At 64.5% G+C, this 12,948-nt stretch carries 11 protein-coding genes; 4 read left to right on the top strand and 7 right to left on the bottom strand.

Features of this window, described 5'->3' with window-relative positions:
• Positions 1 to 1,002, top strand: coding sequence for a DUF1838 family protein (locus ACNI3R_RS07180; RefSeq protein WP_426181247.1), 1,002 nt, complete (start codon positions 1 to 3; stop codon positions 1,000 to 1,002).
• A 4-nt stretch (positions 1,003 to 1,006) separates the two neighbouring features.
• Here the strand turns inward: ACNI3R_RS07180 and ACNI3R_RS07175 are convergent, their stop codons facing one another.
• From ACNI3R_RS07175 to ACNI3R_RS07165, 3 genes are read right to left on the bottom strand one after another with little or no spacing between them, the layout of a single operon-like run.
• Complete coding sequence (locus ACNI3R_RS07175) at positions 1,007 to 1,969, bottom strand: alpha/beta fold hydrolase (protein ID WP_426181244.1); 963 nt, start codon at positions 1,967 to 1,969, stop codon at positions 1,007 to 1,009.
• Positions 1,969 to 2,361 carry a Cap15 family cyclic dinucleotide receptor domain-containing protein gene (locus ACNI3R_RS07170; protein WP_426181241.1) on the bottom strand — a complete coding sequence of 131 codons (393 nt, stop codon included), beginning with the start codon at positions 2,359 to 2,361 and terminating at the stop codon, positions 1,969 to 1,971. The genes ACNI3R_RS07175 and ACNI3R_RS07170 overlap by 1 nt, the downstream gene beginning before the upstream one ends.
• The gene (locus tag ACNI3R_RS07165) at positions 2,358 to 3,317 is read right to left on the bottom strand and encodes an alpha/beta fold hydrolase (protein ID WP_426181238.1); all 960 of its coding nucleotides are present in this window, start codon (positions 3,315 to 3,317) and stop codon (positions 2,358 to 2,360) included. The genes ACNI3R_RS07170 and ACNI3R_RS07165 overlap by 4 nt, the downstream gene beginning before the upstream one ends.
• A gap of 168 nt (positions 3,318 to 3,485) precedes the next feature.
• Here ACNI3R_RS07165 and ACNI3R_RS07160 point away from each other — a divergent pair, with 168 nt between their 5' ends.
• Positions 3,486 to 4,343: a DUF1838 family protein gene (locus ACNI3R_RS07160; RefSeq protein ID WP_426181236.1), complete on the top strand. Its 858-nt coding sequence runs from the start codon at positions 3,486 to 3,488 to the stop codon at positions 4,341 to 4,343.
• 6 nt (positions 4,344 to 4,349) lie between these two features.
• Here ACNI3R_RS07160 and ACNI3R_RS07155 read toward each other — a convergent pair whose 3' ends face one another.
• The 4 genes from ACNI3R_RS07155 to ACNI3R_RS07140 form a co-directional block, all read right to left on the bottom strand.
• The gene (locus ACNI3R_RS07155; RefSeq protein ID WP_426181233.1) at positions 4,350 to 5,615 is read right to left on the bottom strand and encodes an MFS transporter; all 1,266 of its coding nucleotides are present in this window, start codon (positions 5,613 to 5,615) and stop codon (positions 4,350 to 4,352) included.
• 47 nt (positions 5,616 to 5,662) lie between these two features.
• On the bottom strand, positions 5,663 to 6,679 hold the full coding sequence (locus ACNI3R_RS07150) for a phosphotransferase enzyme family protein (protein ID WP_426181231.1): 1,017 nt from the start codon (positions 6,677 to 6,679) through the stop codon (positions 5,663 to 5,665).
• Positions 6,654 to 7,544, bottom strand: coding sequence for an alpha/beta fold hydrolase (locus ACNI3R_RS07145; RefSeq protein ID WP_426181228.1), 891 nt, complete (start codon positions 7,542 to 7,544; stop codon positions 6,654 to 6,656). The genes ACNI3R_RS07150 and ACNI3R_RS07145 overlap by 26 nt, the downstream gene beginning before the upstream one ends.
• 111 nt (positions 7,545 to 7,655) lie before the next feature.
• The gene (locus ACNI3R_RS07140) at positions 7,656 to 10,238 is read right to left on the bottom strand and encodes a TonB-dependent receptor (protein ID WP_426181226.1); all 2,583 of its coding nucleotides are present in this window, start codon (positions 10,236 to 10,238) and stop codon (positions 7,656 to 7,658) included.
• A gap of 321 nt (positions 10,239 to 10,559) precedes the next feature.
• Here ACNI3R_RS07140 and ACNI3R_RS07135 point away from each other — a divergent pair, with 321 nt between their 5' ends.
• Together ACNI3R_RS07135 and ACNI3R_RS07130 are read left to right on the top strand one after the other, a co-directional pair.
• Positions 10,560 to 11,930, top strand: coding sequence for an MFS transporter (locus ACNI3R_RS07135; RefSeq protein ID WP_426181223.1), 1,371 nt, complete (start codon positions 10,560 to 10,562; stop codon positions 11,928 to 11,930).
• Positions 11,923 to 12,948, top strand: a complete 1,026-nt coding sequence (locus ACNI3R_RS07130) for a Gfo/Idh/MocA family protein (RefSeq protein WP_426181220.1) — start codon at positions 11,923 to 11,925, stop codon at positions 12,946 to 12,948. The genes ACNI3R_RS07135 and ACNI3R_RS07130 overlap by 8 nt, the downstream gene beginning before the upstream one ends.

The raw sequence follows: 12,948 nt of genomic DNA, 5'->3' as shown, positions 1-12,948 counted from the left end.
ATGCTGATCGATACGATGACCGCAGTCGTGACGCGCCGCAGCCTGCTCGGTGGGATCGGGGCGGGAGCAGGGGCTGCCCTGCTCGGCGCTCCGGCCGTTGCGGCCGGCGGCAGCGGACCGACACGGCCGCTCGACATCAAGGATCCCCGCGAGAACCTGTACGGTTTCGCCAAGATGTGGGGAACGATCGGCCCCAAGCCTGTCATCAGCGCCTATCAGGGCGTCCAATATGCCGTCGTGAAGGGCAAGCGCGCCAAACCGCTGTTCGGTTTTCAGGGCTTCGCCAATATCCGCAACCTGATCCTGCCCGATGGCAGCGTGAAGGTGATGGGCAAGGAATGCGGCTATTTCACCGACCTTGCGAGCGGCGCGATCATCGACGTCTGGGATAATCCCTGGACCGGCGAGCAGGTGCAGACCTGGCCCTTCCTCAACGACAAATTCCGCGGAACGCTGGGCCTCACGCGCAAGGTCTATGAGGTCAACGGCAGCAAGACCGTCAACAATGATGCGCAGGGCGGCAGCGATGCCGAGCCTTTCCGGCTACCCTGGCAGGTCATCGGCGACCAATATCTGCTGGGTTGGGACTATGCCCATGAATATGTAAACCCGGTCACGCCCGAGGGCTGGCCAAAGGCTTCGTCGGGCCGGGTGGTCAATCCGTCCGAGCATTTCGTCCTCTACACCCCGCGCGCGGAGATCGACGACCGATCGGTCCTGTCGGCCCGTTATCAGGGCGGCTTCATGCGGCAGGGGCCGTGGTGGCCGTGGATGAAGATGGGCCAATCCGGCGTGGACGGCGTGCTGATCGGCCGCATGCACTCCTACAAGATCACCGGCACCCATGCCGACATCCCGCGCGCGGTGCTCGATCGCGTCGAAAGAGACCGGCCCGATCTGCTCGGCGAACCGACCGATGGCCCGGATGCCGGCGTGGTCGATACCTTCGGCAAATATGCGCGCGACATGCCGCCCGAGGTTTCGGGTTACAGGAAGCCCTGACGCATCAGTCGCGCGCTACGCGCTTGATGAAGGGCATCGCCTTGTCGAGCGCGCGGGCCGGGCAGTCGAGCGGCATCATGTGACCGCAGCGTTCGACCACCACAAGTTGCTTGTCCTTCGCGGCGACGAGCTCCAGCGCCTTGGTTCCTTCGCGATCCAGACGGGTCTCATGGTCGTCGGCCGACCACAGCAACAGCGTGGGGGCGGTGATCCTCGGCAGATCGTCGGGTGTCCGGCTCGTCGGGGTGGACTTTGCTGCTGCCATGGCGGCGCCGGGGACCTGCAGGACCCGGTTGTTGAGCAGCGTCCATTCCTCGGCCAGCGCGGGCGTCACGACCGTCTTGTCGGTCACGTTGTACAGCAAGATCTGCCGCCAATATTCGGGCATATGCCATCCCGGATGCCGGGCGTCGTCGGCAAGCGCGTCCTTGAGCGTCTGTGGCATGCTTGCCATGTCGAACCTGACCGGTCCGACGGCGATATTGTTGAGGATGACGCCTGTCACGCGCTCCGGACGCGCGGCGGCATAGGCCGCTGCAGGCACGCCAGCGCTCGACGTCCCGACGATGAGAAAGCGCTTGGCCCCCGCCATGCCGGCGAGTGCATCGATCACGCGATAGCGATGCTCGAGCGAATAGTCCGCACTGGGATGGGGGCCGGACAGGCCCATGGGCGACTGATCGTAGCGAATGACGGTGTACCGCCGACGCAGGCGCTCGGCCCACAAATCCCACTGACGCAGGCTGGCGAAGGAGCCATGGAGCAGCAGGATCGCCGGGCCATGCCCCTCGATCGCATAATGGACCGTCTCTCCGTCGATCTCGGCAAAGCGGGACGCGGGCACCGCATAGCGCGCCCGCAATTCGCTTTCGCTCGGGCTGGCCGGCGGAGGGGCAGAGGGCTCTACCACGGGAGCCTGGCCGGTCAGCGCGCCGAACGCCACCACTGCCGTCAACAATCGCCGCATCACAGTCGCTCCGCCTGCAGCCGCATGATCACATAGCGTCCGTTGTAATTGCACGAGGAGCCCTCCGCACGGCTCAGCTCGGTGGAGAAAGTCAGCTGGGAGAGGCCGAAAAATTCGTGTGATGCGGTCGCTTCATGCTCGGGATCGGCTTCATAGCCATAACGCAACCGCCAATTGCCGTCGGCCTGGCGCTCGAACTTCTCGGCGAAGCTCAGCGAGCGCGAGTTGCGACCGCCACTGGCGCCACCCTTGGTCGAGATGATGACGGCGGGCGAACCGTCGCGACGAAAGATCTCCATATCGGCGTCCCATTCGTAGAGCGTCGAGCCATCGGGTGCCAGGGTCGTCCCGTGCAGCGCCCACAGACCATAGATGTCCGGGGTCACCTTCATTTCACGGTCCTGTCGAGCCAGGTCCGCAGATCCTTGGCGGTTTCGCTAGGCAGTTCGAGCATCGGATAATGACCGACATCGGGATAGTGGATCACATCGACCTTCGCCTGCTCGAACTGCGACACCGCCTTGCTCGCCAGCGCCTTGGGCAGCACCGGATCGCGGTCTCCCCATTGCAGCAGGATCGGCGCGGTGACCTGCGCCGCGTCGTCTGCCGCGCCCTTGGCCCAGACGGCTTTCTTGTTGGCTTCCCAATATTCCTTCACCCGCGCGAAACCGCCGGGGATGGTGTTGGTCTGGTAATACCAGTCGACCGTCGCATCGGTCAGCCGCTCGGGCCGCCCATAGAGCTCCGAGAGCGACTGGCGATAATAAGCGCGCGGATAATAGTTCGGGACGATGTTTTCGTGCGTCCAGATCATCGCCCACATCAGGCGGCTGAAATCGGTCGGGGGCGGGGCCTCCAGGGGGAGGGCGGACAGCGCCAGCGCAGTGACCTGATCGGGGTGGCGGGCGGCATAGAGCGTCGAAATCGTCGCCCCGCTCGAGGTGCCGACCATGGCGAAGCGTTTGAGCCCCTTGGCCGCGACGACTTTTTCGAGCAGCGCCACCACCCCGGGCATGCCGGTCGACGGGGCGGTTTCGATCGAAAGGCCATAAGGTGGCCAGTCGAAGCGGATGACGCGATATCTGTCCTTCAGCGCGTCGGCCCAGCCATCCCACTCGCGCAAGTTCGTCATCGAGCTGTGCAGCATGATGACGACCGGCCCGTCGCGCGGGCCTTCGTCGCGCATGTGCAGGGTTGCCGTGCCGACTGTCTCGAAGGTCGACGGCGCCGTCGCCTGCGCGCTGCGGACCTTATCATAGGACGGGTTCCACCAGCCCGCGCGCATCGAACCGAGCAGAAGGGCGGCGGCGATGAAGAGCAGTCCGACGAGCTTTAGCAGGCTTTTCATCGTTCCTCCGGGCTGAGCCGTGTACCTTTACAGCCTATGACCTGGCGGTCTCGCCGCGATCCGGCTTTGCCGCCTGTCCGCGCGTCGGATAATCCGGCGGCGAAGCTGGCTGCTGTGGAGTGGCGGGAACAGCCTGACATCCGCAATTGCTTGCGTGGAGGAGCCGATATGATCGATCGTCGCAACCTGTTGACGGGGGTGACCGCGTCGGCCGCGATGCTGGCCCTCGCGGCACCAGCAGGCGCGGCTCGGCCCAAGTCCGATAGCGCTCTTGATGTCGAAAGCGCCGACGGGCGGCTGCACACCTTCATCATGATGCGCGGCGCGCTCGACGAAGGGCTCGTCACGAGCTGGGTGTCCGCACGCTATTATGGCGTGATCGACGACCGTATGGACCCGCTGTTCGCGGTCGTCTCGGCTGTCTATTCGCGCTACCGGCAGGTTGCGGATGGCTATGAGGCGGTCAATTTCGAGCTGGCCTGGTTCACCGATCCGGTCACCGGCAAGGCGCTCGATATGTGGCGCAACCCCTATACCGGGCAGGACTGCAAGGTGCCGACCGGCGGACTGCCGCCATCGAAAATCCGCTTCGGACGCGATCTGTCCTTCCACATCGCGCGCGAGATCCCCGGCCTGTCGATGGAGCACGACATATTGCCGTTCGACGTGCGCGGCGACGATGTCTGGGTGACCGAGCGTTCGCGCACCGCAATGACCTTTCCCGGCGCTGCCAGGCCGTTCCGTTATTCCGAAAGCAACACCTTCCACGCCAAGCGTCACGACCTGACGCGGCCCGGCGCGACCCGCGTGACCAGCGAGGTGAGCTTCACCAATGTCTGTTCCTGGCGGCCGTGGATGGGGATGGGCGATCGCCCGGGGCACCTGACCGCCACCGGCATCGGTCGTCAGAATGCGAACCCGGACTCGCTGCCGCCGGCCTTCGTCGAAGCGACTGCAGCGCGGCGGCCCGAGGTGTTGAAGAACCCGGCGGCTCTGCTGCAGCCCCTATGGGACGCGAAAGCCTAACAGGCCTCAGGACTGAGCTCGCAGCTTCATGTTCCTTGCCGCCAGCGCATAGAGCAGGCTGGCGCCGACCACGCAGGGAAGCACCACCATCGCGATCGACCAGCCGACCTTGGTCGGGTCGCCGAAGACACGTTCGGTCAGCGTTGCCACGAGCAAAGGCCCCAGCGTCGCGCCCAATAGCGTGTTGAGCACGAGGGTGAGCGAGATCGCGCTGCCGCGCATGTTGGACGGAACCAGCGTCTGCAGCGTGGCGAACATCACCGTGCCCACGCAGGCAAAGACGGCATTGGACGAGGCGATCAATATGGCAGCGAGGCGAGGGTCGCCGGCAAGCACCGCCAAGCCCGATGGGATCGCACAGAGCGGCGCCAGTCGGAGGATCGCGAAGCGCGCGCCATCGCGCCCCTGCTGCATCGCGCGATCGAGCAGCCAGCCCCCGAGCAGTGGACCCGTGGCCGAAAACGCCATGGCGAAGGGTCCGAGCCAGGCACCGAGAAAGGCGGGGCTCACTCCATAGCCGCGAAGCAGCAGACTGGGCGTCCAGGCGCCGGCGCCATAGGCGGCGGTGAAGCAGATGGCGAAGCCGAGATAGAGCGGCAGGGTGACGCCGCGATTGGCCCACAACCAGCGCAGTTCGGCAGCGCCGGCTACGCCCTTGGCCGAGGCGGGTATGGCCGCGCCCTTGCGTTCGGGCTCCTGGGTCAGCAGCGCGATCGCGGCTGCCACGCCGATCCCGCCAGCCCCGAACAGGACGAAGGCGATACGCCAAGGCGCGAGCGCTTCGAGCAGGGGGATACCTGCAAAGGCGCCCTGGGCCGCATGGGTGAGCACGAGCCCGGTCAGCGTGATCGCGAGGCCATTCGCGAGACCCTGACCCATCATGTACAGGCTGATCGGTCGGCCTCGCCGGTCGGCCGGGAACAGGTCGGCGATCAGCGAGATCGCGCAGGGGCCGAGCGCCGCCTCGCCGAGGCCGACCATCAGCCGGGCGGCAAAGAGCGAACCGAAGCCCTGCGCAAGGCCGCTGCCGATGGTCGCGACGCTCCACAGTGCGATCCCGGCAGCCACGAGTCGCTTGCGCGATGTCCGGTCGGCGAGCAGCCCCATCGGCATGCCCATCAGCGCATAGAAGAGCCCGAAAGCGAGCCCCTGGAGCAGGGCGATGCGTTCGTCGCCGATGCCGATATCCTGGCGCACCGGATCGACGACGATCGCCAGAACCCCCCGATCGATGACCGAGAATATCCCGGCCAGGAAGAGGAGGGCGACCATAGCCCACGCTTGCGCGGGGGATGGCCAGCGGCTTTCGCTGTCGCTGCTCACAGCAGGCCCGCGGCGCGGGCGCGCGTCTTTATATAGTCGCCGAGCCAGTCGAGGTTGCGGAAGCGCAGCGTGCCGCGTCCGACCGCCGTCGAGCTGTGCGCCATACCGGCGACGAGACGGAGCGCCTTGGCCATCAGGAAAATCTCGCCGGCGGCCACTTCCTCGGGTGTGAACGGGCGGATCGATTGATAGCCATTTTCGAAGGCATCGCCATAGGCCGGGTCGAAGCCGTAGAAGAGATTGCCCCAGACGAAATTCTTCACATCCTGCATCAGGAAGTCCTCGCCCGCCGCGTCGAAGTCGAGGAGGGTGATCTCGCCATCGTCCGCGACATGGACGTTCGACGGGTGAAAATCTCGGTGGCAGACGCCGAGGGGTACCTTGCCGGACGCAGCAAGTTCGTCGAGGCGTCGGTCGAGATTGGCGGCGATCACCGGATAGTCGTGCGGGTCGTCGGGCCGATCGTAGACGAAATCGATCAGCGCCGGCATGCAGATATTGTAGTCTTTTGCCGTCTTGGTCGTGAAGACATGGTGGGCCCCCGCCCAGGCATAGCCGGCCAGATGCATGTGCGCGAAAGCCTCACCGATGCGATGGGCCGTGTCGGTCGACAGGCGTTCGCCGAACTTCACGCCGGGCGCCCAGTCATACATCGCCACCGCGCGCACCCCTTCGGGCGTGTCGGCCTTGAAGTAGAGCGCACCGTCGCGTTGCGGCACGGCTACCGATGCCGGGAAGCCGTGCACGCGCAGATAATCGAGAAAGCCCAGCTCATAGGCAACGTCGTCGGGTTCGCGATAAGTCTTGCGCCAGACCCGCAGCGCATATTTCGCTTGTGCGTCCTGAACCAGATAGACGTCGTTCATCCCCCGGTAGAGCAGGAAAGCGGTGACATCGCCCGCCATCGGATAGCGGATGCGGACCTGGTGGGCGATCCAGTCCGGGTGAAGGACCGAGTGCGAGACCTGCGCCTGCGGAAGGTGGAGGTCAGTTGAGGAAAGAGCGAATTTCATGGGCCAGTATCTCCGGCGCGATATCGAATATGTCGCGGTCGAGATCGGGCAATTCCCGCACGACCGCATCGGGAAGGAGCCGGGCCGCCTCGAGCGAGACAGCGCGCAGATCCTCGGCGGGTTGCAGGACGAGGACGGGGCATGAGACATGCTGGAGGCGGGTAAAGTCCCACCCCCAGACGCCCTTATAGGCCCAGGTGAAGCGATCGAGCACGGCGGCCTTGTCCGCGAAGTTCAGTACAGCCTTGGCCAGCGGCACCCGGTCGTCGCGCGAGGCGACGACATAGGTCCACAGGCGCTGGAGCAGGTCGAGTATGACCTTCCCCTCCTCGTCCGGGGGCGGGAACCCCTCGGCTTCGGCCAGCTTCTTCGCGCGGCTCGGCGCATCGTACATCGGAATGCCGGTCATCACCGCCCTGCGCACCCGTTCGGGTCGCAGGATGGCGAGTTCCGCCGCCAGCAGCGTGCCGGTGTGGAACCCGTAAAGATCCACCTGATCCAGCCCGAGACCATCCAGCGCATCGGAGAAGGCCGCAGCATAGCCCGCCATGCCAGGAGCCGTGGGCGGAGCATCCGACATGCCATGACCTGGCGTGTCGAAGGCATAGACCCGGCGGTCGGTGGCAAGCTGTGCGATCAGCGGTTCATACTCGAAGCTCGAGGAGGGGTTCTGGTGCAGCATGACGAGCGCCGGCATGGCCGAGGCGATCTTCACGTCGTCCGGTCCTGCGGTCCGGTAATGCATGTGGCCGAAGCGGCACGCGGTATAGCCGCGCCGGATGAAGCGCGGATTGGGCGGGATCGAGGCGAAGGTCTGCGTCATGAGCCGGGCGGGAGGATGCCCGGTCCCGCCGATCCACTGCATCCCTTCGCGATTCTGTCCGCTGTTCGGGCAGTGCGGGCGGTTTGATTCACAAGAAAAGGGGCGGCACCTCTCGGTACCGCCCCCCAATCTCGACCGGACCGGCCGCTATGGTCAGAACTTGTAGCTGCCGCGGATGCCGACGGTGCGCAGTTCGGGCAGACCGACGTTGAGATAGCCGAAGGCGGCGCCTGCAAGGGCGAAGCTTGGTTCCAGAATGTTGTTCTGGGCGACGGCGGTATAGTCCTTGTTGTTGAACAGGTTGGTCACGAAAGCTTCGAGACCGAACTTGCCCTTGTTGAAGCCGATGCGGCTGTTCACCTGCACGCGGCTCTTGATCCAGGTGATGTTGGCCGCATCGACGAACTGACGCGACTTGTAGGACAGGTCGGAACGTACGAACCAGCCCATGTCTTCCGCAATCTTGCCGCTGTACTGCGCACCGATATTCGCGGAATATTTCGACGTGAGGGGGAGTTGGTTGCCCCGGAAGCCATCACCGGTAACCCCGGTAAGCCGGGTGATCGACGGGTCGGCGAAGGAGCGGATCGAGCTCTTGTTGATCGCACCCGACGCATTGATCGTGAGACCGTCGACCGGCTCAGCGTTGATGTCCAGTTCGAAGCCGCTGACGCGCGTCTTGCCGGTATTGGCAACGCCGCTGACGATCGAGGGCAGCGCATTCGGGACTGTCGTATCAAGGAAGATGACCGAGCGGTTATTGTGCTGGTCGGACCAGTCTGCGAGATAGGCCGCCGCCGTTACGTAGAGACGCCCATCGAGGAACTTGCCCTTAAGGCCCAGCTCATAGTTGGTGAGCTTTTCAGGGCGAACGATAACCCCAAGCCCGATGCTTTCGGCCGCCGCGAACTCACCTGCCGTGCCCGACAGGAAGGAGGTGTTGAACGAACTCAGCGTGACGTTGGCGGCCTTCGACCAGGACGCATAGACCATCATGTCGGGGGTCACGTCGTAGTTGACGATGACGCGCGGCATGAAGTTGTCGAACGACTTGTTGAAGAAGGAGGTGAGCGGAGCGAAAGTTCCGGCCGGCAGGCCGAATTTGCTGGCCGCTGCCGCGCCGATCGTCAGCGACCGACCGCCCGCATAGGCATAGACCTTGTCGCGCTGCCAGCGACCTTCAGCGCTGATGTTGAGCGCCTCGGTGACGTCGTAGCTGACGCTGCCGAACACGCCCCAGGTCTCTGCCCGGCCAGGAGGGGTCAAGGTGTTGGTCGCACGCGCAGCGCCGAACTGCTCTTCGTTGAACACGCTGAGCAGCGCGCCACGCGACTTGGTGTCGAGATAGCTGGCACCGAGCATCGCCTTGAGTGCGCCACCCTTGTCATAGGATGCGCGAACTTCCTGCGAGAAGTCCTTGTTCTTGCGCTCGACGAGGAAGGGGAACGTCCAGAAGGTGCGCAGGCCATTGGTTGCGTTTGCGAGCGGGTTCCTCAGCAGCGAGCTGTCATAATTGTCGAGGTCCGCCATCTGCGAATAAAGTTCGTTGTTATAGCCGGTCAGCGACGACAGCGTGACGCCGGTATCGCCGAGCTCATAGTCGACGTTCAGGTGAAGGTGATAATATTCGCGGACCAGGCCATAGCCCCGCGTACCCTTTTTGGGGTTGGTGACGCGCTGCGTCGGATTGGACAGGATGCGAGCGAGAAGAGCGTCTTCGGTGGTGTTCTGCGCGGGGCTGAAGCCGGCGGGCAGCGACGGAAGAGCGCCGCAAATGAACGGGTTGGTACCGTTGAGCGTGCAGTTGGCCAAGCCGGGGACGATGACCGTGCCATTGCTGTTGCCGCTGCGGGCGGGAATGTTGACGCTCCCGTTGTTCGCGCGGATTTCGTAAGCCGACAGCATGCCCTGGGCCGAAGGACCGTCATCATCCTCCGAATACATGCCCATCGCCTTGATCTTGAGCGAGTCCGAGGGAGTCAGCTCGAGCTGCAGCGTTCCGGTGCGGGTCTTCTGGTCGCCGAGGGTCTGATTGGGGTTCACGGCATTCTTGTAGGAGCCATCCTTGGAGAAGGTGCGTCCGGTGATCCGGAAGCTGAGCAGATCATCGACGATCGGGCCTTCGAGTGCGGCCGAGACGTCGTAATTGCTGCGGGTACCGCCCATGGCCGTTATCGAACCGCCGAACACATCGCCTGGCGTCTTGGTCACGACATTGATGGCACCGGCGAAAGCGTTGCGCCCGAAATAGGCGTTCTGCGGCCCCTTGAGCAGTTCGATACGGGCCGGATCGATCACGGCGTTGAGCGCGGTGCTCGATGCAACCGGAACCCCGTCGATAAAGCTCGCGGTCAAGGTCGACGTGGTGGTCGAGGGCGTCATGCCGCGCAGCGAGATCTGCTGGAAGGAGCGGTCGTTACGGCCGGAATTGGTGTTGGACACGTTGATGCCCGGCGTGTTGAGCACGACATCGTTCACGCTGGTGATACCGCGCTGCTCGATGTCCTTGCTGGTCAGTGCGGAGATCGCGATCGGCGTGTCCAGCAGGCTTTCCTCGCGCTTGCGTGCCGTCACGACGATCATGCCGAAGCCGGCGTCTTCCTCTGCGGCTTGCGGTGCTGCTTCTGCGGCTTCAGCTGCCTCTGCGGCAAACAGCGACTGGGGTGCGATCAGGGCGGTGCTCGCGATGGCGATCGACAGGATACTGAGCGAAGTTGAGGTGACGTAGCGCTTCATGTTCTTCCCCCTATTCGGCATCGAGCGATTTCGAAGCCGCAAGAATAGCCACCGGAAAACCCGGTTGTTTCGAATTGCGAAGCAGTTTACGGGCCGTGCAGCTATGAAGAAGCCGGCATCTCTTCGGTCCTGCTTTCGGATGTCGAGGCTCCGTCCGATCGCCTCCATTCACAACGCACAGACTAGTGAATATCCGCCAATCGGAGATTCCGCTATCCGCCGTCCGGTGGCGGACAATGCGCGGCAACGTGCCTCCATCCAAGGCAAGGTCTGGCGGGAACGCGATCCGCAACCGCTCTGCCAGATGGGGAGTTTCTCCGAATGTCGTTTACGGATCAAGCACATGGCGCGTCCGGCCTGACGAAGCCCACCAAGGCGGGATTTGCGCTTGGACAGGTTGCGGGACAGTTGTTCCGCGATGCACCATCGCTCCTCCTGCTTTTTTATCTTACCAATGTGATGGGTATCGCTCCCGCCATTGCGGGGGCCGCGATCTTCGTCCCCAAGGTTTTCTTCGGCGTGATCTTCGATCTGTCGATCGGCGTTACCTCGGACCGCATGGCTGCGCGCATGCCGCGTCGCCGCTGGTTGCTGATCGGAGCATTGGCCGCGCCGTTCGCGATGCTCGGCCCCTTCGCGGTTCCAGAAGCGGCCACGACGATCCAGGTGGCCTGGGTATTCGTTACCTTCAGCGCCTATATGGCGGTCTATTCGACCTTTTCGGTCCCCTATCTGGCGCAGTTCGCGGAGATGTCGTCCGATCCGGTCGAACGCACCGAGTTGATGGGATGGAAGCACGGCTTCACCGGGCTTGGCGTTCTGCTGTCCTCGTCCTTCGCGCCGATGCTCGTCAATTCGCTCGGCATGGACCGGCGCGCGCATCTGATCACGATGGTGGTGCTCGGGCTGATCTCGATGAGCTGCCTGCTCGTGGCATGGCGCTTCGCCGGGCGCATCCGCCAGCCTGCCTCGACCGCCAGGGTCTTTGCACTCAAGGATCTGCCCCGGGCCTTTGCCGACCGGCGGTTCGCCATATTGTGCCTGTCTGCCGTGGTCATGACGGTGGGGGCGGGCATTTCCTACGCCGGTTTTCCCTTCTTCGTGAAATATGCGATGGCGCGCCCCGAGCCGCTGCACGACATCGGCGTGATGTCGGCAATCATGGCTGTCGCCGTCATGGCGGGCTCTCCTTTATGGGTGATGGTTGCGCGCCGGATCGGGAAGAAGCGGACCTATGTCATCGCGGCCAGCGGCCACGGCCTTGTCACTCTGCTATGGGGACAGATGGCCGATGTGCCGATGCCGGTGGCATGGGGCCTGGCGGCCGTAATGGCGGCGTGCAATGCAGGTTGGGGGACCATCGTTCTCTCGCTGCTGTCGGACTGCATTGCCCATGCCCGCGACGAGCATGGCGAGAATCGCGCCGGGACCTATTCGGCAATCTGGTCGGTGATCGAGAAGGCCGGGATAGCCTTTGGCGGTACGCTGGTGGTCGGCGCGCTGCTGTCGGCCTGGGGCTTCGACGCCACCGCCGCACGGGCGGGCGTCGCTCAGTCGGCAGAGGCCATAGCTGGGACGATCATGGCCTATTCGGTCGTACCCGGCGTCACCAAGCTGATCGCCGCCTTCATCATCTGGCGCTTCGTCCACGAAAAGCCCGCCTCGACCGGGGAAACGCTCGCCCATGCCTGAACCCCTTGGCCTGCTGCTGATCGGCTGCGGTCGCATATCGGGTGCCCATCTGGCTGCGCTGGACGGCGCTGGGGACGCGCTGCGCCTGGTCGCGACGGTCGACAGCGACAGGGCCGCCGCCGAACGGGCAGGAGCCCCCTTCGCCGCCAAGCCGTTCACCGATCTGGCAGAAGCGCTTGCCCTGCCGGCGGTCGATGCGGTGCTGATCGCGAGTCCCAACGCGCTGCATGGACTGCAAAGCCTCGCCGCGCTCCGCGCCGGCAAGCATGTGCTCGTGGAAAAGCCGCTTGCGGAAAGCGGTGCGGAGGCACGCGCGCTGGCAGAGGAAGCCGAGCGGCGCGGGCTGGTGCTGGCTGCCGGACACACCTATCGCCATAATGCGGCCGTCGCGACGCTGGTCGACACCATGCCGCACTGGGGCGCTCTGCGCGCGGTGGAGGTCTCTTCCTGCGTATTCTGGGACGGTCCGCAAGCGCCCTGGTGGGCCGAACGCACTGCTGAACAGGGGCTGATCCTGTCTCTGTTCGCGCCGCACTCGCTCGATTTCGTCCAACTCGTCATGGGCGACGACGATCCGCTGGGGGTGCAGGTCGAGGCCGCGCGCTGGCAGATGGGCTGGCAGGGGGAGGATGAGGCGATGATCCTGCTCGGCTATCCGGGCCGTCGCATGGCGAGCGTGCACATCTCCTACAATCAGCGCCGGGTGTTCGACCGCAAGATCCTTCATTTCTCCGAGGGCGTAGCCGAGATCGAGGACGGCGAGATATTGAAGTGGAACGGAGAGATTCTCGTATCTCCGCCACCCGGTGTGCTGATCGAACCTACGGCTATGGGTGGCCGCAAGCTCGGCCATTTCTTCACGCAGCAACTGCGCGAGTTCGCTGCCGCGGTCCGGGGCGAGGCACATCGTTGCCCGACCGGGCACGACGCTGCGCGGCTGATCGACCTCATCGACCGGGTCAAGGCCGCCGCGCGAGCGACGAGCGCTGGTGCGATCGACCCGCCGATCGGAGCCTGA

It is taken from the genome of Rhizorhabdus antheiae (genome assembly GCF_049889055.1).
Taxonomy (GTDB): Bacteria; Pseudomonadota; Alphaproteobacteria; order Sphingomonadales; family Sphingomonadaceae; genus Rhizorhabdus.
The sequence above is the reverse complement of the archived record's forward strand: the minus strand, read 5'-3'. Positions and strand labels throughout refer to the sequence as shown.

Bases quoted from the DNA above. Each gene is read 5' to 3' on its own strand.
- ACNI3R_RS07180 (WP_426181247.1), top strand. From the start codon at position 1: ATGCTGATCGATACGATGACCGCAGTCGTGACGCGCCGCAGCCTGCTC.
- ACNI3R_RS07175 (WP_426181244.1), bottom strand. From the start codon at position 1,969: ATGCGGCGATTGTTGACGGCAGTGGTGGCGTTCGGCGCGCTGACCGGC.
- ACNI3R_RS07170 (WP_426181241.1), bottom strand. From the start codon at position 2,361: ATGAAGGTGACCCCGGACATCTATGGTCTGTGGGCGCTGCACGGGACG.
- ACNI3R_RS07165 (WP_426181238.1), bottom strand. From the start codon at position 3,317: ATGAAAAGCCTGCTAAAGCTCGTCGGACTGCTCTTCATCGCCGCCGCC.
- ACNI3R_RS07160 (WP_426181236.1), top strand. From the start codon at position 3,486: ATGATCGATCGTCGCAACCTGTTGACGGGGGTGACCGCGTCGGCCGCG.
- ACNI3R_RS07155 (WP_426181233.1), bottom strand. From the start codon at position 5,615: ATGGTCGCCCTCCTCTTCCTGGCCGGGATATTCTCGGTCATCGATCGG.
- ACNI3R_RS07150 (WP_426181231.1), bottom strand. From the start codon at position 6,679: ATGAAATTCGCTCTTTCCTCAACTGACCTCCACCTTCCGCAGGCGCAG.
- ACNI3R_RS07145 (WP_426181228.1), bottom strand. From the start codon at position 7,544: ATGCAGTGGATCGGCGGGACCGGGCATCCTCCCGCCCGGCTCATGACG.
- ACNI3R_RS07140 (WP_426181226.1), bottom strand. From the start codon at position 10,238: ATGAAGCGCTACGTCACCTCAACTTCGCTCAGTATCCTGTCGATCGCC.
- ACNI3R_RS07135 (WP_426181223.1), top strand. From the start codon at position 10,560: ATGTCGTTTACGGATCAAGCACATGGCGCGTCCGGCCTGACGAAGCCC.
- ACNI3R_RS07130 (WP_426181220.1), top strand. From the start codon at position 11,923: ATGCCTGAACCCCTTGGCCTGCTGCTGATCGGCTGCGGTCGCATATCG.